The organism is Streptomyces sp. NPDC107498 (genome assembly GCF_055582805.1).
This window is the reverse complement of sequence record NZ_JBVJPE010000031.1, coordinates 15,767-35,238: the sequence shown is the minus strand read 5'-3', so window position 1 is coordinate 35,238 and position 19,472 is coordinate 15,767. Positions and strand designations below refer to the sequence as shown.

General features: G+C 71.7%; 15 protein-coding genes, 1 pseudogene and 1 riboswitch. Of the genes and pseudogenes, 9 read left to right on the top strand and 7 right to left on the bottom strand.

Going from position 1 to position 19,472, the window contains the following annotated elements; all coding sequences use genetic code 11:
* The first annotated feature begins 26 nt into the window (after positions 1-26).
* A complete protein-coding gene (gene murQ / locus ACZ66Z_RS33735) occupies positions 27-956 on the top strand; it encodes an N-acetylmuramic acid 6-phosphate etherase (RefSeq protein WP_469939533.1) in 930 nt (309 codons plus the stop codon).
* A gap of 22 nt (positions 957-978) precedes the next feature.
* On the opposite strand, the gene ACZ66Z_RS33730 is transcribed toward murQ, so the two are convergent.
* Complete coding sequence (locus ACZ66Z_RS33730; RefSeq protein ID WP_469939532.1) at positions 979-2,484, bottom strand: alpha/beta hydrolase; 1,506 nt, start codon at positions 2,482-2,484, stop codon at positions 979-981.
* 196 nt (positions 2,485-2,680) lie between these two features.
* Here ACZ66Z_RS33730 and ACZ66Z_RS33725 point away from each other — a divergent pair, with 196 nt between their 5' ends.
* The 4 genes and pseudogenes from ACZ66Z_RS33725 (at position 2,681) to ACZ66Z_RS33710 (ending at position 5,669) form a co-directional block, all read left to right on the top strand.
* A complete protein-coding gene (locus ACZ66Z_RS33725) occupies positions 2,681-3,676 on the top strand; it encodes an aldo/keto reductase (protein ID WP_469939531.1) in 996 nt (331 codons plus the stop codon).
* Positions 3,677-3,739: 63 nt separating this feature from the next.
* Entirely contained in the window at positions 3,740-4,030 is a 291-nt protein-coding gene (locus ACZ66Z_RS33720) for a hypothetical protein (protein WP_469939530.1), read from the top strand.
* Between the two features lie 36 nt (positions 4,031-4,066).
* Positions 4,067-4,911 (top strand): annotated as a pseudogene (locus tag ACZ66Z_RS33715) (IS5 family transposase).
* Positions 4,912-4,940: 29 nt separating this feature from the next.
* Positions 4,941-5,669 (top strand): transporter substrate-binding domain-containing protein, encoded by a 729-nt coding sequence (locus ACZ66Z_RS33710; protein WP_469939528.1) that lies wholly within the window; start codon positions 4,941-4,943, stop codon positions 5,667-5,669.
* Between the two features lie 56 nt (positions 5,670-5,725).
* Here the strand turns inward: ACZ66Z_RS33710 and ACZ66Z_RS33705 are convergent, their stop codons facing one another.
* Complete coding sequence (locus ACZ66Z_RS33705) at positions 5,726-8,803, bottom strand: FG-GAP-like repeat-containing protein (RefSeq protein WP_469939527.1); 3,078 nt, start codon at positions 8,801-8,803, stop codon at positions 5,726-5,728.
* 355 nt (positions 8,804-9,158) lie between these two features.
* Here ACZ66Z_RS33705 and ACZ66Z_RS33700 point away from each other — a divergent pair, with 355 nt between their 5' ends.
* The gene (locus ACZ66Z_RS33700; protein WP_469939525.1) at positions 9,159-9,926 is read left to right on the top strand and encodes a class I SAM-dependent methyltransferase; all 768 of its coding nucleotides are present in this window, start codon (positions 9,159-9,161) and stop codon (positions 9,924-9,926) included.
* Positions 9,927-9,939: 13 nt separating this feature from the next.
* On the opposite strand, the gene ACZ66Z_RS33695 is transcribed toward ACZ66Z_RS33700, so the two are convergent.
* Entirely contained in the window at positions 9,940-10,413 is a 474-nt protein-coding gene (locus tag ACZ66Z_RS33695) for an SRPBCC domain-containing protein (protein ID WP_469939523.1), read from the bottom strand.
* Between the two features lie 151 nt (positions 10,414-10,564).
* Between ACZ66Z_RS33695 and ACZ66Z_RS33690 the strand changes: the two genes are divergently transcribed.
* Both ACZ66Z_RS33690 and ACZ66Z_RS33685 read left to right on the top strand, forming a co-directional pair.
* Positions 10,565-12,226 carry a hypothetical protein gene (locus ACZ66Z_RS33690; protein WP_469939522.1) on the top strand — a complete coding sequence of 554 codons (1,662 nt, stop codon included), beginning with the start codon at positions 10,565-10,567 and terminating at the stop codon, positions 12,224-12,226.
* Complete coding sequence (locus tag ACZ66Z_RS33685; RefSeq protein WP_469939521.1) at positions 12,216-13,895, top strand: hypothetical protein; 1,680 nt, start codon at positions 12,216-12,218, stop codon at positions 13,893-13,895. Before ACZ66Z_RS33690 ends, ACZ66Z_RS33685 begins: the two co-directional genes overlap by 11 nt.
* 94 nt (positions 13,896-13,989) lie before the next feature.
* On the opposite strand, the gene groL is transcribed toward ACZ66Z_RS33685, so the two are convergent.
* From groL to thrC, 4 genes are all read right to left on the bottom strand, one after another.
* Positions 13,990-15,618, bottom strand: a complete 1,629-nt coding sequence (groL, locus tag ACZ66Z_RS33680; protein WP_030693129.1) for a chaperonin GroEL — start codon at positions 15,616-15,618, stop codon at positions 13,990-13,992.
* A gap of 312 nt (positions 15,619-15,930) precedes the next feature.
* On the bottom strand, positions 15,931-16,134 hold the full coding sequence (locus ACZ66Z_RS33675) for a cold-shock protein (RefSeq protein ID WP_015035246.1): 204 nt from the start codon (positions 16,132-16,134) through the stop codon (positions 15,931-15,933).
* Positions 16,135-16,559: 425 nt separating this feature from the next.
* Positions 16,560-16,835: a MoaD/ThiS family protein gene (locus tag ACZ66Z_RS33670; RefSeq protein WP_055642141.1), complete on the bottom strand. Its 276-nt coding sequence runs from the start codon at positions 16,833-16,835 to the stop codon at positions 16,560-16,562.
* A 15-nt stretch (positions 16,836-16,850) separates the two neighbouring features.
* Positions 16,851-18,158, bottom strand: coding sequence for a threonine synthase (gene thrC, locus ACZ66Z_RS33665; protein WP_469939519.1), 1,308 nt, complete (start codon positions 18,156-18,158; stop codon positions 16,851-16,853).
* Positions 18,152-18,300, bottom strand: a riboswitch (SAM riboswitch). It overlaps the preceding gene by 7 nt.
* A 149-nt stretch (positions 18,301-18,449) precedes the next feature.
* On the opposite strand from thrC, the gene ACZ66Z_RS33660 reads away from it, so the two are divergent.
* Positions 18,450-19,391 carry a glucosyl-3-phosphoglycerate synthase gene (locus ACZ66Z_RS33660; RefSeq protein WP_469939517.1) on the top strand — a complete coding sequence of 314 codons (942 nt, stop codon included), beginning with the start codon at positions 18,450-18,452 and terminating at the stop codon, positions 19,389-19,391.
* The last annotated feature ends 81 nt before the right edge of the window (positions 19,392-19,472 follow it).

Sequence of the window (19,472 nt, the reverse complement as noted above, 5' to 3'; positions counted from 1 at the left end):
GACGCCGACGTACCGAAAGAGCCCCCGTGCCCACCACGTACTCCGAACTCCGCGCCCAGCTCGCCACCCTCACCACCGAGGCCTTCCGCCCCGAACTCGCCGAGATCGACCGGCTCCCGACGCTGGACATCGCCCGCCTCATGAACGGCGAGGACCGGACCGTCCCCGAGGCCGTCGAGCGGCAGCTCCCCGCGATCGCCGCCGCCATCGACGCCACCGCCGCCCGCATGGCCCGCGGCGGGCGCCTCATCTACATGGGCGCGGGCACCGCCGGCCGCCTCGGCGTCCTCGACGCCAGCGAGTGCCCGCCCACCTTCAACACCGACCCCTCGCAGGTCGTCGGCCTCATCGCGGGCGGCCCCACCGCCATGGTCAAGGCCGTCGAAGGCGCCGAGGACTCCAGGGAACTCGCGGTCGAGGACCTCACCGCGCTCGGGCTCACCGCCGACGACACCGTCGTCGGCGTCTCCGCCTCCGGCCGCACCCCGTACGCCGTCGGCGCCGTCGAACACGCCCGCGCCCGGGGCGCGCTGACCATCGGGCTCGCCTGCAACGAGGACAGCGCGCTCGCCGCCGCCGCCGAGCACGGCATCGAGGTCGTCCCCGGGCCCGAGCTCCTCACCGGTTCCACCCGCCTCAAGGCCGGCACCGCCCAGAAGCTCGTCCTCAACATGATCTCGACCCTCACGATGATCCGCCTCGGCAAGACCTACGGAAACCTGATGGTCGACGTCCGCGCCTCCAACGACAAGCTCCAGGCCCGCTCGCGGCGGATCGTCGCCCTGGCCACCGGTGCGCCGGACGAGCAGATCGAGACCGCGCTCGCCGCCGCCGACGGCGAGGTGAAGAACGCCATCCTCATGATCCTCGCCGACATCGACGCCCCCACGGCCGCCGAGCGGCTGACCGCCTCCCGGGGCCACCTGCGCGCGGCCCTGCACGCGCCCACCGCGTGACCCCGGGCGGTCCACCGCCCCGTCACCGACAGAGCACGTCCTCCGCCGGCCGCACGCCCTCGGTGAGGAAGCGTGTCACGGCCCGGTCGCCGCACGCGTTCCCGGTCCCGAGGTAGACCGAGTGGCCGCCCTTGTCGACCGAGACGAGCCGCGCCCGGTCGCCGAGGGCCTTCCGCATCCTCAGGCCCATGGAGTGCGGGGTGGCCGGGTCGCGCAGGTTCTGGATCATGAGGACGTTCGACGGGCCCCGGTCGGTGATCCGGGTCGGCCTCTCCACCGCGCCGCCCTTCCAGAAGGCGCACGGCGTGACGTTCGCCGGCATCCCGGCCGTCAGCGGGTACCGCTCCCGGTCCGCGGAGACGGCCCTCCCGTACGCCGGCACGGAGGCGGGCCAGTCCACGTCGTTGCAGATCACGCCCACGCTGACGGTCGCCGCCTCGTCGGGCATCGGCCCGGCCAGCTCGGGCGGGAGGACCGGCACGCCCGCCGGGTCGAGGGCCTGGGACACCAGGCGCGCGAAGGCCGGGAAGGAGGCGTCGGAGTACAGGGTCTGCTGGAGCGCCTGTCGCAGCACGGTGCCGGTCAGCGGTGTGCCGGGGGTCGCCGAGGCGCGCGGCGCGCGGTCGAGCCGGGCGGCGAGGTCGAGGAACAGGGGCCGTACGTCCTCCGGGCGTTCGGCGAGGCGCAGCCCTTCGCCGGCCCGGGCCGGGTCGGCGGCCCAGGCCGCGAAGTCCGGGAAGCGGTCCTCGGCGCCGCGCGCCATGGCCGCCAGCCAGCCCCGGGCGACCCGCTCCGGGTCGGGGTCGGAGCTGCTGTCGAGGACCCAGCGGTCGGTGCGCTCCGGGAACTTCTGGGCGTACACGGCGGCCACGTACGTCCCGTACGACACGCTCCACGCGGACAGCTTCCGCTCGCCGAGCGCCTGCCGCAGCCGGTCGAGGTCCCGCACCTGGTTGGCCGTGGTCAGACCGCGGAGCATCGCGCCCCCGTTGTGCTCGCACGCCTCGGCCATCCGGCGCGAGCGGGCCACGTTCTCGCCGATGCCGCCGTCGGCGGCGGGCCAGGACCGCAGGGTCACCAGGCGCCGGTCCCCCTCGGCGAAGCCGCACCGGGCCTTCGCGGAGCCGCCGATCCCGCGCGGGTCGAAGGCCACCAGGTCGTACGCGCCGTCCGTCTCCTTCGCCAGGGCGGCCCCCTTCTGCCCGAGCCGCTGCACACCGGAGCTGCCCGGCCCGCCCGGGATCACCATGAGCGTCCCGCGCCGCGCCTCGGGCCGGGTGCTGGGCAGCCGGGCCACGGCGAGACCGATCTGCTCGCCGTCGGGGTCGGCGTAGTCGAGGGGTACGGAGAGCGTGGCGCACCGCTGCCCCGGCAGCGGCTTCACGGCGGCGTCGCAGTCGCCCCAGTCCAGCCCGGCGGCGGGGGCGGCGACGGCGGGGGCGGCACCGCCGCCGGCGAGGCCGACACCGGCGACGGCGGCGACGGAGAGGGCGAGCACCAGGGCCTTGCGTCCACGGTTCGTTGTCATGCGCATAGCCTCGCGGACGGGGCGGCGGGACCCCATCCGGTGGACCGGTGGGTCGGGGGTGGGGCCAACCCCCGTGCGGACGAAGCGGGTTGACCTGCGAGGCCGCTCCGTCCCGAACCGCGGACCACGCCCTCGCCGGCCCTCGTCGCGGGCCATCCGCCGGCACCGCCCCCGTCCGCGGGAGATCATCTCCGCCATGACCACTACAGGCGCGACCACCACGGGCCCGACCGCCACGGCCCTGCCCCCCACGGACCCGACCGCCACCACCGTCCCGGTCCCCGCCCCCCACGCCGCCGGCTCCGGCACCTGGCTCCTCGGCGGGGACCTCGCCGTCCGCCGTGTCGGCTTCGGCGCCATGCGGCTCCCCCAGCTCGGCGAGGCGCTCGTCCCGAACGCCGTGCCGAGGGACCGCGACCACGCGACGGCCGTCCTGCGCAAGGCGGTCGACCTCGGCGTCAACCACATCGACACGGCCGCCTTCTACTTCTCGCCGCTGCGCTCCGCGAACGAGCTGATCAACAGCGCCCTCGGCGGCCCCTACCCCGACGACCTGGTCATCACCACCAAGGTCGGCCCGGCCCGGGACGCCGCGGGCGCCTGGAGCGAGTACGCCCGGACCCCGGCCGCGCTGCGCGCGCAGGTCGAGGAGAACCTGCGGCAGCTCGGCCGCAACCACCTCGACGTCGTCAACCTCCGCGTCGTCGGCCCCGATCCGGTCGCCGAGCGCTTCGGCGCGCTCGCCGAACTCCGTGAGGCGGGTCTCATCCGCCACCTCGGCCTCTCCCACGTCACCCCGGCGCAGCTCGCCGAGGCGCGGGAGATCGCCCCGGTCGTCTGCGTGCAGAACATGTACGGGATCGGGGTCCGCCCCGAGTACGACGCGTTCGTCCGCCACTGCGGCGAACAGGACATCGCGTTCGTGCCCTTCTACGCGATCGCCGCCGGCGGGCGCGAGACGGGGGCGACCGCCCCGGAGAGCGAGGAGGTCCTCGCCGTCGCGGCGGCCCACGACGCCACCCCCGCCCAGGTCCGCATCGCCTGGACCCTCCACCAGGGCCCCCACGTCCTGGCCATACCCGGCACCGGCGACCCCGCCCACCTGGCCGCCAACGTCGCCGCCGGCACCCTCCGCCTCACCGCCGAGGAGCGGGAGCTCCTCGACCGCGCCCACCGGAACACCGCCGCCTAGGCGGTTTCGTTTGGATCATGGCGGGGGCGAGTGACGGCGGCTCCCAGGTGGCACCCTGATGCGATGCGACCTGGAACCGACGCCACCGAGAACGACCTGCGGCAGCTGCTCAATGAGTGGGATCCGATCGGCGTCGCCGACGACGTGCAAGACGAGTACGACTGCATGCTCGCCCCTCTGCTCCAGCGCCTCCGTGGTGGCGCTGACCAGGCGGAGATCGGTAAGTTCCTGCGGCAAGATCTGGAGGAACACTTCGGTCTCAACCCTCTGGGCCTGCGACCGGACGCAATGGCAACCCGAGTGATCGACTGGTGGGCAACCGTCGGTAGGGCTGATGGCACCAGCTGCGTGTAACCGCTCCTTCCGCGTCGCCTGATCGTTTGTCCGGGCGTGTCGTTGACTGACGCGCAGTGGGCGCGGATCGAGCCGTTGCTTCCGGACCGGACACCGAAGCGGGGCGGTCGGTGGCGGGAACACCGAGAGGTGATCGACGCCATCGCCTGGAAGTTTCAGACCGGGGCACAGTGGGTGCAGCTGCCGGAGAAGTACGGCAACTGGCGTGGCGTCTACAACCGGCTGCGGATGTGGTCCGCCGATGGCACGTGGGAGCGGGTGTTCACCGCGCTTCTGGCACAGGCGGACGCCGACGAGGAGCTGAACTGGGTCGTCTCGGTGGACTCCACGATCGTGCGGGCTCACCAGCACGCGGCCGGAGCCCGCAAAAAGGGGCCCCGGCCGGCGAGCCGGACGATCATGCCATCGGCCGGTCCCGCGGCGGGCTGACCACGAAGATCCATCTTGCGGCCGACGGCAACTGCCGGCCCCTGGTCTTCCATCTCACCGCTGGACAGGCCGGTGACGCGCCTGCCTTCGCTGACGTGATGGCCCGGCTGCGTGTTCCCCGAAGGCGTGGACGGCCCCGGACCCGACCAGAAGCCGTCCTCGCAGACAAGGCGTACTCGTCGCGGGCCATCCGTGAACACCTCAGGCGGCGCGGCATCCGGGCGGTCATCCCCGTGCCGGCCGATCAACGCGGACACCGTCTGCGGCGCGGCAGCCGGGGTGGCAGACCACCCACCTTCGACCGCGAGGCATACAAGCAGCGCAACACGGTCGAACGCTGCATCAACCGCTTGAAGCAGTGGCGAGGGATCGCCACCCGCTACGAGAAGACCGCGGCCATCTACCTGGCCGGGCTGCACGTCGCGGGGATCTTCCTCTGGTCCGCCAGATGATCCAAACGAAACCGCCTAGGCTCCGCCCCATGACCACCGCGCCGAAGTCCCTCGCCGCCGACCTCGCCCCCACCGGAGTCCTGCGGGCCTCGATCAACCTCGGGAACCCGGTGCTCGCCCAGGGCACGCCCGAGGAGCCGAGCGGGATCACCGTGGACCTGGCGCGGGAGATCGGGGCGCGGCTCGGCCTCCCCGTCGAGCTGCTCTGCTTCGACGCGGCGCGGAAGTCCTTCGAGGCGATGACGGACGGCCGGGCCGACCTCTGCTTCCTCGCCGTGGACCCGGCACGGGAGACGGAGGTCGCGTTCACCGCCCCGTACGTCGTCATCGAGGGGGTGTACGCCGTGCCGCGCGGCTCGGCGCTCACCACCGTGGAGGAGGTGGACGCGCCGGGCGTGCGGATCGGGGTCAAGAAGGGCTCCGCGTACGACCTGTTCCTGTCGAGGTCGCTGGTCCACGCCACGGTGGTGCGGGGCGACGAGGGCGTCGACGTGTTCCGGGCCGAGGGCCTGGAGGCGGGCGCGGGCATCCGCCGGCCGATGACCGCGTACGCCGCCGCGCACCCGGACGTGCGGCTGATCGAGGGCCGGTTCATGGAGATCCGGCAGGCGGTCGGGACGGCGGTGACGCGTTCGCCGGAGGCGGTCGCCTTCCTCCGCTCCGTCGTGGAGGAGCTGAAGGCGAACGGTTTCGTCGCGGAGTCGCTGCGCCGCTCGGGCCAGGAGGCGGAACTGCCGGCCCCGCCGGCCGGGGAGTGAACGCCCGAGGGCCCGGCCGCGCGAGCGCGCGGCCGGGCCCTCGGGCGTTCCGCGGGTCAGTAGAGGCCCTTGAAGGCTCCCCAGCCGCTGCCGATGGCCGCCCGGGTGCCGTACGCCCCGGTGCCGGTGCCGCTGTAGCGCCACAGTTTCCCGGCGGTGTCGCGGGCCAGCAGGTCGGCGCGACCGTCGCCGGACAGGTCGCCGACGCCGACGAGCGAGGAGTACCCGCCCCAGCCGGAGCCGACCTTCACGCGCGCGGTGACGCCGCCGGTCGCGGTGCCGCAGTACCGCCAGAGCACACCGGAGGCGTCCACGCCCAGCAGGTCGCCGCGCCCGTCGCCGTTGAGGTCACCGGCCCCGACGATCTTCTTGTACAGCTTCCAGTCGGCACCGATCCGGACCCGGGCCTTGACCCGGTGGTCGGCGGTGCCGCCGTAGAAGTACACGTCACCGGTGGACGCCTGGCGGGCGATCAGATCGGCGTACCCGTCGCCGTCGACGTCGCCGGAGGACGTGAGCACGTCGTACTGTCCCCAGCCCGAACCGACCGACGCGTACGGCGAGGAGGCCGAGACCACCTTCCCGCAGCCGGGCCGGTACGCCCGCAGCTGGTCGCCCACGCGCGCGTAGACGTCGGCGCAGCGGTCGCCGTTCAGGTCGCCCGTCGGCACGAACACGGAGGTCGTCGCGAACTTCGTTCCCGTACCGGCGGTCCGCGCGGACAGCGCGCCCGTCCCGGTCCCCCGGTACATCGACACGAGCCCGGCCGTGTCCATCACCAGCAGGTCCCCGAAGCCGTCGTCCCCGGCGAGGTCCCGCCGGACGGCGGCGGCACCGCTGACGGAGACGGCCCCGGAGGCGGTCAGGTCGGCGCCCTGCCCGTCGGCGGGCTTCACCGTCAGGGTCCAGGTGTGGGCCCCGTTCGCGACGAACCTCCCGGCCGCGTCCTTGCCGTCCCAGACGGGGGCGACGATGCCGCGGGCCTCGCCCCCGGTCAGGGTCCGGACGACCTTGCCGGTCGCCTTGTGCTTGAGCGTCAGCGTCCAGGAAGCGGCGGGCTTGGACAGCCACCAGCGGGGCTTCCAGGAGGCGGACTTGAGGGCGACGGACGCGGGAGCGTCGGCGTCGAGGGCGGTCAGCGGACTCGTGACGCCGCCGAGGCCGACGACGCGGACGGCCCGCCAGGAGTCTATGTACGCGAAGCCTCCGCCGAAGCGGTCGACCGTCCAGGCGAAAGGCTCCCGGATGTCGTCGTACCCGAGGGGGCCGAAGAACCGGTGCGCCTCCGCACCGGGCCGGACGTCGCTCACCATCAGCCCGTAGCCCATGGAGCCGTAGAAGCTGGAGACGAGGAAGCCGTCGCCCAGGTGCGGCTCGGTGTTGCGCTCGACCGAGACCTTGGTCGCCACCTTCTTCTCACGGTCGTACACGACTGCGGACGTCGAGCTCGGGCAGCGGCCGTAGAGCCACTTGCCGACGGCTTCGAGGGTGTACGTGACGCAGTTCGTCCCGAGGGCGTGCGTCTCGACGGTCGCGCCCGTCCGCAGGTCGACGGCGGACACGGTGTCGTCCGTCGCGGACGCCGTCCAGAGCCGGGCGCCCTGCAGGGCCTGCCCGGTCACGGCGCCGTCGCGGAGGATCCTCCCCGTCTCGACGTCCGCGACGATCAAGCGCTTCCCGGCGGCCGTGGTGCCACGGAACAGGACGTACCGGCCGGAGACTCCGCGGATCAGATCCACCTGGAGCGTGCCCGGATAGGCGAGCGTGACCGTGCGCGTGGTTCCCGCGGAGCCCGGCGTGGTCACCCGCGCCAGGACGGCGCAGTCGTAGCAGCCCGACTGCCCGCCGGACGCGGGACGGTTCCCGTTCTCCAGGACGACCAGACGGCCGTCGCCGGTGTCGTGCCACCACGTCCCGGTGCTCATGCCGTCCGACGCGAGGAGCGACGGGCAGTTCGGACCGAGGTTTTTCAGCGCGTCGCACGTCCAGGCCCGCGCGGCCGTGCGCGTGCCGGTGAGGGACACGTCGAAGCCACGGAGGGTGTGGGTGTCCGACTGCGTCTCGGTCACGACCCTGCCGTCGGCCATGGTCAGCCCGGTGTACGGGAGGGTCGGGGGGAGTGCCAGGACCTGCGCGGTGACCGGAACTCCGTCGGATCCGGGCGAGACCCGCTGCACGCCCCCCTCGGCCACCATGTACAGGGCGCCGTCCGTCCCCGTCCCTTCGTACAGCTCGGCGTCCAGGCCGAGATCGCGCGTGGCGCCCCCGGCGATCGGCGTGGCGAGGATCGGGGCGGCCTCGCCGTACGGCCTGCTGTAGTCACCCACGATCCAGTCACCGACGACGCCGATCCCCCCCTTGGTGTTCACGTCGTCGTTGGGCAGCTTCACCGTCCGGCCCGGGTCGCCGTGGTCCGTGCGGGAGACGACGAACGCCTGGTCCGTGCCCGACTCGCTGTACTGGACGATCCAGTCGGCGCTGAGAGCGGCACGGGGGGAGTTCGTGGCGACCGGCAGGGCGGGCACCGGCGTGAGCGTGCCCGTGGCGAAGTCGACGAGCGAGGTGGTGCCGCCGTAACGGATGAGCACGCCTGCGTCGTCGTAGCCCAGGACGGAGGGCGTCGTGTCGCCCGGCAGGGGCACGTCCAGGTCCGCGGGGGCGTCCGGGCCGTAGCCGAGGAGGTGCAGGACGGTTCCGTCGGCCCCCGTCTCGGCGGCGAGCAACCGGTCCGGCCCGAGGACGGGGTACCACTGCTCGTACGCGAAGGACCGGGTGAAGTCGGCGCCGGCCGCGAAGTCGTGGACGGTGACCTCCCCGTACCCGACGCAGGCGACCCTGTCGCCGCGCGAGAAGGAGTCCCCCGTGTGACACAGCGGGCCATGGGCGACCCGCCCGTCCTTCAGATCCTGCCAGACGGGGGACGCGATCTCTCCGCCGCGCATCATCTGGACACCGGTCCCGGCCGCGACGAGGATCATGTCGGCGGTTCCGGCAGCGTCCACCGGCGCCGGGATCGTCACGTCGTACGGCGCGTCGGAGGCGGTGGCCGCCGGTGCGGAGGGTGCGGTGGCCACGAGGCCGGTGATGCCCAGGGCCGCGCTCAGTGCGAGCGCGACGGCTCTTCGGACGGACAAGTACGTGTCCCCTCGTACGGGTGTGAAGGCGGGTACGACGGGGGAGGGCGGGCGCGACGGGCGGGGCGGAACGGGCCGCGTGGCCGGGGGCCGGCGGGACCCCCCCTGTCGGCAGCCGGATCGTACATTCAGGCGAATCGCACGCGCCAGAAAATTGGCCGCGGGCGCCGTGAAACGGTCCTTCCCCGGGCCTGTGGGCGGGTACGGGAGGGCCCGCACGCCCCTCCCGGACCCCGGCCCCACCCCCACCGCCGCAGCCCGCCCAGCACCCGCACACCCGATCCGCACACCGCCTCCGACCTGCGGTTTTATCTCAACTCCCGCTATTCTTGGGGGACTCGGAGGGGAGATCCACATGGACGCCACGGACCGCAGCATCCGCACGATCGACGACGTACTCACCCTGCTCGACGGCCTGTTCTCGCCCGGCGCCGACCGGTGGACGGAGGGCGGGGCCGACTGGTGGGACGCCTTCTACACGGACCGGGACAAGCCCGTGCCGTTCTTCGTCGCGAAGCCCGACGAGAACCTCGTCTCGTACGTCGAGCAGGGCCTGCTCCCGGCCGGCGGCAAGGCCCTCGACCTCGGCTGCGGACCCGGCCGGAACTCCCTGTACCTCGCATCGGCCGGCTTCGACGTGACCGCGGTCGACCTCTCGCCCACCGCGATCGCCTGGGCGGAGGAGCGGGCCGCCGGGACGGGTGCCGAAAACGTCCGGTTCGTCTGCGGCGACGCCTTCACCGCGGTCCTCGACGGACCGTACGACCTGATCTACGACTCCGGCTGCTTCCACCACCTGCCCCCGCACCGCCGGATCGGCTACCTCGCCCTCCTCGGCCGCGCCCTCGCCCCCGGCGGCCGCTTCGCGCTCACCGCGTTCGCGGCCGGCGAGGGCGGCATGGGCTCCGAGCTGCCGGATGCCGACTTCTACCGCGAGGGGAGGCTCCACGGCGGGCTCGCCTACACCGACGCCTCGCTCCGTACGATCTTCACCGGCCCGACGGAGACCGCCCCGACGGAGACCGACCTGACAGAGATCGAGCTGCGCCGCATGCGCGCGCAGACCGCCGACTCCCCGCTCTTCGGCGAGTCCTTCCTCTGGACGGCCCTCTTCCGCCGCTGACCCCGCCGGGGACTCACCCCATCCCCTCCAGGTGCTCCGCCAGCCGGTCGTACTGCTCCCTCACCCCCGCCTCCATGCCCGCCGCCAGCGCCTGGTCCCGGATCTCGTTCGAGGGCCAGAAGGAGGCGCTGGTCAGGGCCGTGCCGCCGTCGGGGGTGGCGTCGAAGGTGAGGGTGACGCGGACGGGCCCGGCGTCCGGCATCTGCTCGAAGACCTCCGTGTAGTCGAGCCGCTCCGCCGGGACGACGTCCTCGTACGTGCCGGAGAAGACGATCTCCTGGCCGTCCGGCCCGGTCTGGCCCCAGCGCCAGGCGCCGCCCGCCCGCAGGTCGATGTCGACGACGGACGTGGTCAGCCCGGCCGGCCCGTACCACTCCCGCACGTGCTCGGGCCGCGTCCAGGCCTCCCAGACGCGGGCCGGCGGAGCGTCGAAGGTGCGGGTGACGACCAGTTCGCGGTCGGCCGGCGTCGTCAGGAGGGTGACCATCGTGATCTCCCTTCACAAGGAGGCCATTCCAGGATCACCCCGGCACTTCCGCAAAGCGAATGAACATGTTCAACAGGTGAGCGCTAAAGTTCTGCCACGCGGCCGCCCGGCTGAGGGCGTGGCCGCGATCTCAGACCTGTGGGGGGTCCCTTTGCCGCGCTCAACGCGCAGGCTTCCGCACGCCTTCGTCCGTGCGGCCGCCGTCTTCGCTCTCTCGGCGGGTATCGCCGTACCCGCCGTCATCCACGCCCCGGCCGCGCACGCGGACTGGACGGGCACCACCGGCAGCACGCTGGACGACGGGCGCTACCGTCTGCTGCTGCCCTCTAACGCGCTCTGGGTCAAGGTCAGCGTGCTGGCCTCCGCCGCCCCGGACGCCCCCGTCCTCGCCTCCACGGAGGCGCTCACCTCGGAGTTCGCCGGCTGGACGACCGAAGCGCCGGTCGTCCTCCCCGAGGGCACGGCCCTCGGGGACTACCCGGTCCGCGTCGAGTACCGACTGCCCGGCGAGACCACCAAGCAGTGGACCGGCACCTACGCCCACCGTCCGCACGTCGGCGTCACCGACCTGTCCTGGGACCGCGAGACCACCAGCTACGACCGGCGACAGGCCGTGCTCTCCGGCCGGACCACCCTGTGGAACCCGGCCACCGGAGCCCGCACCACCGCCCCCGAGGGCACCAAGGTGCAGCTGACGCTGAACCTGTACGACGGCGACAGCCGCACCACGACCACCACGGCCACGACACTCGCGGACGGCACCTTCTCCGTGCCCCTGACCCCGAACGCCGAAGTCAGCGGCGGCTCCGCGACCGTGGTCACCACCGGCACCGGAAACGACCCGGACGACCAGGTCTCCGTCCCGCGCCTGGGCATCGAGCAGCTCGTCTACCGCATCAGCTCCGACCTGAACCGGTACCGCGTCCTCGCCGGTACGAACGTCCAGGTCACCGGCCACGTGGAGCGGTACGTGGACGACACCTGGAAGCCCTTCGCGGGCGCCCCCGTCGTCGCGACCGGCAGGGAACCGGGGTACTACGACCGGTCGGCGGTGAACGTGCTCGGCGGCGCCGCCGCCTCCGCCACCGGCACCTTCACCTTCGCCGCGCGGGCCGAGTACAGCACCGACTTCGTCTACACGACCCTGCGGCCCTCGGCGTACTTCCAGGGCGGCAACCACGTGTACGACAAGGCGGACGTCGCCGTCCCGCAGCAGTTCTCGTACTCCTCGTACGCGATCACCCTCGACGAGTACCGGACCGTCACCGCCAAGGGCAGGATCGGCACCGGCTACTGCGCCTACGGGCAGCCCGTACAGCTCCAGGCCTCCCTGGACGGCGGACACACCTGGCGCACCCTCCGCTCCGGCGGGGCCGACGACTACTGCGGCTACACCCTCGTCGCCCAGGGCTACGAGAGCGCGCTGTACCGAGTCCACCACCCGGAGACGAACGAGCTGGTCGCCAAGACCGGCACGTCCCTGAAGCGGGCCCGCACCTCCACCCGCTTCTCCGCCTTCACCGTCAGCCCCACCCGGCCCTCGGTGAACGGCAAGATGACCGTCTCCGGCACCGTCCAGCGCAAGGTCGGCAGCGCCTGGAAGCCGCTCGCCGGAGCCAAGCTGACCCTGGTCTACAAGCCCAAGGGCGAGAACCAGTGGTACTGGGTGACCAAGAGCATCACCACCAACACCAGCGGCAACTTCAGCTACCGCGCCACCGCCTACGGCGACGGCTCCTGGGCGCTCTACCTCAACACCACGGGCAGCCACTTCTACAGCGAGACGAATGCGAAGTACATCGATGCGCGCTGACCTCCGCCTCTCCCTGACAGCGGCCGTCGCGGCCGTGGCCCTGGCCGCGTCGACCGCCCCCGCCCTCGCCGAGGACGCCCCGGCCGTCGGCATCGGCCGAGCGGTCACCGACGACACCCAGCGCGGCACCTTCACGGTGACCGCCTGGTCCGACGCCCCGCAGGCCAGGATCACCGCCGTCTCGGCGCGGATCCGGCAGGGCGACACCGTCGTCGCCACCGTCCCGGCGCTCACCGCGGACCACGCCGCGGACCCGAGGTACGCCCACACCTTCCGGCTGCCCGCCGAGGCCACGCTGAAGCTCGTCGAGGACGGCGGCACCCTCCCGTCCCTCGGGACGTACGCCATCGACGTCACCGCCACCGACTCGCTCGGCAACAAGCTCACCCGCCCCGACGCCGGGCAGCTCGACTTCCGGCTGCGCCCGGCGATCCCCGCCTTCACCCTCAGCAAGCCCTCCTACGCCGACCGCAACACCCGCCCCGCCGGCACCCTCGTCGGAATCCAGCCCGGGTCCGGGGACGCGGTGCCGCTGGCGGGCCGCTCGGTCTCCTACCGGCTGTTCCCGAGGGAAGCCCCGACGGCGCAGGCCGTCACCGACGCGACCGGCGGGTTCACCGGCGAGCCGTACCCGATCACCAGCGCGGACATCGGTGGCTACAGCAACGTCCGGGCGACGTTCTCGGAGGACAGCACCGAGGTCCACGGCTCCGTCGAGACGTGGCACAGCGTCTACGAGTGGGCGCCGCGCAAGGTGACCGTCACGGCCGCCTCCGACAAGAAGCGGGCGCTCAACGGCACGACCGTCACCATCAGCGGCCGGATGACCGACCCGACGGCCGGGAACGCGCCGGTCGCGAACGAGCCGGTCCGTGTGCGCCTCGGCGCCCCCCAGTACGGGATCGGCACGCCCGTGACCGTGCTCACGGGTGCGGACGGCCGCTTCAGCGCACGGCTCGTCGCCGCCTCGGGCGGGGAGGCGGGCGGCTGGACGGTCGACTCCCCGGACCGGTACCTGAACTTCGACCCGGTCTACGGGGCGCTGGCCATCCCCCTGGAATCCCGCACGGACCTCACGTCCATCGGCCTCTCCGCCGACGGCCGGGTCACGGTCACCGGCACCTTCCGCGCCACGTACGAGCGGGACGCGTCCTTCCCGACGACGCAGTACCTCCAGCTGGAGCAGTCCGTCGACGGCGGCTGGAAGAAGATCGCGACGGCGAACGTGGAATCGTCGTACTACAACACGTTCACGCTCTCCGCCGCGAGTCGCGGCGGCTGGTACCGCGTCCGGCACCTGACCAGCGACCGGTTCGCCGAGTCCGGCTCCGGCTCGTTCCGGCTCGCCCGCAACGACACCCGGATCGTCTCCCTGAACGCAGGCCCCGAGCCGGTCGCCAAGGGCGGGTACGTGACCGTCACCGGCGGACTCCAGCACCACTGGGACGGCGCCTGGCGGGCGTACGGGAACGCGCCGGTGGTCCTGCAGTTCAAGCCGAAGGGCTCGACGGTCTGGAAGACCGTGCTCTCCGGCCGTTCCACCTCCGCCGGCAAGGTCTCCCTGAAGGCGAAGGCGGGCGCCGACGGCAGCTGGCGGATCCACTGCTTCGGCGACTACCGGCACTTCAACTCCCCGGCCTCGGTCGGGGACTACGTCGACGTGCGCTGATCCCGCACGCCGGACGGAACGCCCGAGGGCGGCACCCCCACCAGGGGGTGCCGCCCTCGTTCGCGTCCAGCGACGAACTGCCGATCCGTCAGGATCAGAAGTCCATGTCACCGCCCGGCATGCCGCCGCCGGCCGGCGCGGCGGCCTTCTCCGGCTTGTCGGCGATGACGGCCTCGGTGGTGAGGAACAGCGCGGCGATCGACGCGGCGTTCTGCAGCGCGGAGCGCGTGACCTTCGCCGGGTCGATGATGCCCTCGGCGATGAGGTCGACGTACTCGTTGGTCGCGGCGTTCAGGCCGTGGCCGACGGGCAGGTTGCGGACCTTCTCCGCCACGACGCCGCCCTCGAGGCCGGCGTTGACGGCGATCTGCTTCAGCGGGGCCTCGAGGGCCAGCTTGACGATGTTCGCACCCGTGGCCTCGTCGCCCGACAGGTCGGCCTCGAGCTTCTCGAAGACGTTCGACGCCTGGAGCAGGGCCACGCCACCGCCGGCGACGATGCCCTCCTCGACGGCCGCCTTCGCGTTGCGAACGGCGTCCTCGATGCGGTGCTTGCGCTCCTTGAGCTCGACCTCGGTCGCGGCACCGGCCTTGATGACGGCCACGCCGCCGGCCAGCTTCGCGAGGCGCTCCTGGAGCTTCTCGCGGTCGTAGTCCGAGTCGGAGTTCTCGATCTCGGCGCGGATCTGGTTCACGCGACCGGCGACCTGGTCGCTGTCACCGGCACCGTCGACGATGGTGGTCTCGTCCTTGGTGATGACGACCTTGCGGGCGCGGCCCAGCAGGTCCAGGCCCGCGTTCTCGAGCTTGAGGCCGACCTCCTCGGAGATGACCGTGCCGCCCGTGAGGATGGCGATGTCGTTCAGCATGGCCTTGCGGCGGTCGCCGAAGCCCGGAGCCTTGACCGCGACGGACTTGAAGGTGCCGCGGATCTTGTTGACGACCAGGGTCGACAGGGCCTCGCCCTCGACGTCCTCGGCGATGATCAGCAGCGGCTTGCCCGACTGCATGACCTTCTCCAGGAGCGGAAGGAGGTCCTTCACGGAGGAGATCTTGGAGTTGACGATCAGGAGGTAGGGGTCGTCGAGCGACGCCTCCATGCGCTCCATGTCGGTGGCGAAGTACGCCGAGATGTAGCCCTTGTCGAAGCGCATGCCCTCGGTGAGCTCCAGCTCCAGACCGAAGGTCTGGGACTCCTCGACGGTGATGACGCCTTCCTTGCCGACCTTGTCCATCGCCTCGGCGATGAGCTCGCCGATCTGGGTGTCGGCGGCGGAGATGGAGGCCGTGGAAGCGATCTGCTCCTTGGTCTCGACATCCTTCGCCTGCTCGAGCAGGGCGCCGGAGACGGCCTCGACGGCCTTCTCGATGCCGCGCTTGAGGGCCATCGGGTTGGCACCGGCGGCGACGTTGCGGAGGCCCTCGCGGACGAGTGCCTGGGCGAGGACGGTGGCGGTGGTCGTACCGTCGCCGGCGACGTCGTCCGTCTTCTTGGCGACTTCCTTGACCAGCTCGGCGCCGATCTTCTCGTACGGGTCCTCGAGCTCGATCTCCTTGGCGATGGAGACACCATCGTTGGTGATCGTGGGGGCACCCCACTTCTTCTCGAGGACGACGTTGCGGCCCTTGGGGCCGAGGGTGACCTTGACGGCGTCAGCGAGCTGGTTCATGCCGCGCTCGAGACCGCGCCGGGCCTCCTCGTCGAACGCGATGATCTTGGCCATGTGAAGTGGTCCTCCCGGACATGGGGTGGATAACGCTCCAGGACCGCGCCGACGCCCGCGACGGACGGCCTCCGCGACTCCGCGTGGTTCCTTGCCCCACCCGGCCGGCGGCCTCGTCTGCCCGATCCTCGTAGCACTCTCACCTTCCGAGTGCTAACGCCAATGATTAGCACTCGCCCTAGGAGAGTGCAAGCGACTCTCGAGTTTCGGGAGGTCGATCGGGAGGGGCGGGAACGCACGAGGGGTCCGCATCCCCTCGGGGATGCGGACCCCTCGACGGCGTTGCGTCGTCGGTGGCCGATCGCGCCGCGCTCAGACGGCGAGCTTGACCATGTCCGCCTGCGGACCCTTCTGGCCCTGCGAGATCTCGAACTCGACCCGCTGGCCCTCTTCGAGGCTGCGGTAGCCATCCATCTGGATCGCGCTGTAGTGGACGAAAACATCCGCACCACCGTCTACCGCGATGAAGCCGTAGCCCTTCTCCGCGTTGAACCACTTGACGGTGCCCTGAGCCATGCCTAACTCCCCTATTACTGGCCCTTGCGCGGGACCCGCACTTCGCGGACCCGGGTCAGACCTCTGCGCCGGAACGCGTCGACCGCGGCTGAATGTATCTGCCCAACTGCCCTCTGCAACAGGTCATTCGACCGAGAATTCTGGGCGCGGCGGAAAGGGGAATTGGGGAGGATCCCCAGGATCACGGGGCAAGTCGGGCCCGGCAAAGCGCGCAGAAGGTACACAACGCGCACACACTTTGGCTGCTTCTTGTCGTGCGGAGACGCATTCTCATATGCGCCCGGCATGGGCAGCGGAGGGGACTTCCCCAACTCTACCGCGCTCAACCATGCAGAATTGCCCCTTCCGCTTATCGCGCGGAAGGGGCAATTCGTACTGACTGGTAAGGCAAGGGGCTCAGCAGCCGCCGGCACCGCGCTCGGCGGTCAGCCTCCGGCGACGGCCGGAATGATCGAGACGCCCGCGCCGGCCGGGGTGGCCGTCTCCAGACCCTGCTCGAAGCGCACGTCGTCGTCGTTCACGTAGACGTTGACGAAACGGCGCAGCTTGCCCTGGTCGTCCAGGACGCGGGCGGCGATGCCCGTGTGGTTCTTCTCCAGGTCCGCGATGACCTCGGCGAGGGTCGCGCCCTCGGCCTGGACCTCGGACTGCCCGCCCGTGTAGGTGCGGAGGATGGTGGGGATGCGGACGTTCACGGCCATGTCTTCTTCAACCTTTCAGAGCGCCAGGCCGGCGTCGCGGAACGCGTCCAGGCTCGGGCGGATGGTGGCGGTCGCCTGAGAGGTGTCGGCCACCGCGTCCAGGGTCTTGAGTCCGTCGCCGGTGTTGAGGACGACGGTGGTGAGGTCCGGGTCGATCAGACCCGCCTCGACGAGCTTCTTCGTCACGCCGACGGTCACGCCGCCCGCGGTCTCCGCGAAGATGCCCTCGGTCTGCGCGAGGAGCTTGATCGCGTCCACGACCTGCTCGTCGTTCACGTCCTCCACGGCGCCACCGGTCCGGCGGGCGATGTCGAGGACGTAGGGGCCGTCGGCCGGGTTGCCGATGGCGAGCGACTTGGCGATGGTGTTCGGCTTCTGCGGCCGGACGACGTCGTGCCCGGCCTTGAAGGCGGCGGAGACCGGGGAGCAGCCCTCGGCCTGGGCACCGAAGATCTTGTACGGCTTGTCCTCGACGAGGCCCAGCTTGATGAGCTCCTGGAGGCCCTTGTCGATCTTCGTGAGCTGGGAGCCGGAGGCGATCGGGATGACGAGCTGGTCGGGGACGACCCAGCCGAGCTGCTCGCAGATCTCGTACGCGAGCGTCTTGGAGCCCTCGCCGTAGTACGGGCGGAGGTTGACGTTCACGAAGCCCCAGCCCTCGCCGAGCGGGTCGCCGATGAGCTCCGAGCAGAAGCGGTTGACGTCGTCGTAGTTGCCCTCGATGGCGACGAGGTCACCGCCGTAGACACCCGCCATGACGACCTTGCCCTGCTCCAGGTCGTGCGGGATGAACACGCAGGAGCGGAAGCCGGCACGGGCGGCGGCGGCGCCGACGGCGCCGGCCAGGTTGCCGGTGGAGGAGCAGGAGAGCGTGGTGAAGCCGAAGGCCCGGGCGGCTTCGAGGGCCTGGGCGACGACCCGGTCCTTGAAGGAGTGGGTCGGGTTGCCGGAGTCGTCCTTGACGAAGAGCTTGCCGGGGGCGACGCCGATCTCGCGGGCGAGGTTGTCGGTCCGGACGAGCTTGGTCCAGCCGGGGTTCAGGTTCGGCTTCTCGGCGACGTCGGCCGGGACGGGCAGCAGCGGGGCGTAGCGCCAGATGTTGGCGGGACCGGCCTCGATCTGCTTGCGCAGCGCCTCGGGGTCACCGGTGGGGAGGTCGTACGCGACTTCGAGCGGTCCGAAGCAGAGTTCACAGGCGAAGATCGGACCGAGCGGGAAGACTTCACCGCATTCGCGACAGGAGAGCCCGGACGCGGGACCGAGGTCGACGGTGGTGGGGGTAACGGTCTGTACAGCCATGGAGGCGAGGCCCTTTCTCCTCATCTTTCCCAATGGCGAATTTTTCGCCATGAGACGGATTTGGCACCTTCCCTAGCCGGGGACCTCGCTGGAGGACGAGTGGTAACCGACTGGAGGGTTGCCGGGGCTTCAACGGGCCGTTTCCCTCTGCCCCTCTGGATGAGCGGTATTCGATTGTGAAGCGCGGTGGACTTTCGTTCCTGCGCTCCGACGCGGTCGGCACCCCGACGTGCATCGGGCATCCGCGTTGTTCAAGACTGTAACCGAAGGCCCGGACGCTTGAACCGGCCGTCCGAACCGCGAGATGGAGATCACGTGCTGGAAGAGGTGGAGCGCTGGCTGGACCGGCGGTCCTGGTCCGTGGCGGACCGACCGCTGGAGCGGATCCTCGCCGCCAAGCGGAACACGAAGGTCAGCGTCGTCCTGCCGGCGCTGAACGAGGAGGCGACGGTCGGGGACATCGTCGCCGTGATCCGTCGCGAGCTGATGACGGAGGCGGTGCCGCTCGTCGACGAGCTGGTGGTGATCGACTCGGGCTCCACGGACCGCACGGCGGAGGTGGCGGCGGCGGCCGGGGCGCGGGTGGTCGCGCGGGACTCGATACTCCCCCGGATACCGACCGTGCCCGGCAAGGGCGAGGTCCTGTGGCGGTCGCTGATGGTGACGAGCGGGGACGTGGTGTGCTTCGTCGACGCGGACCTGCGGGACTTCTCGGCGGACTTCGTGACGGGGATCGTGGGCCCGCTGCTCACCGATCCGGACGTGGACTTCGTGAAGGCGATGTACGACCGCCCGTTCGGAGACACTCCCGGTCAGGGCGGTCGGGTCACGGAGCTGGTGGCCCGTCCGCTGCTCAACCTGCACTGGCCCCGGCTGGCGGGCTTCGTGCAGCCGCTGGGCGGCGAGTACGCGGCACGGCGCTCCCTGCTCGAACGGCTGCCGTTCCCCGTCGGTTACGGAGTGGAGCTGGGACTGCTCGTGGACGCCCTGCACACGGTGGGCCTGGACGCGCTCGCACAGGTGGACGTGGGGGTGCGCAAGCACCGGCACCAGGACGGGCAGGCGCTGGGCCGGATGGCGGCGGCGATCTACCGGACGGCGCAGCTGCGGCTCTCGCGGGGCCACCTGGTGCGGCCGAGGCTGACGCAGTTCGAGCGGGGCCGGCAGGGCTTCGAGCCGCGCACGTACGCGGTGGACACGGAGGAGCGCCCCCCGATGGCCGAGATCACGGAGTACGCGCAGCGCCGCGTGGCATGAGACGGGACGGGGCACCCGCGATCGATCGGCGGCGACGATCCGCGGCGATCGATCGGCGGCATCGATCCGCGGTGACGGAGC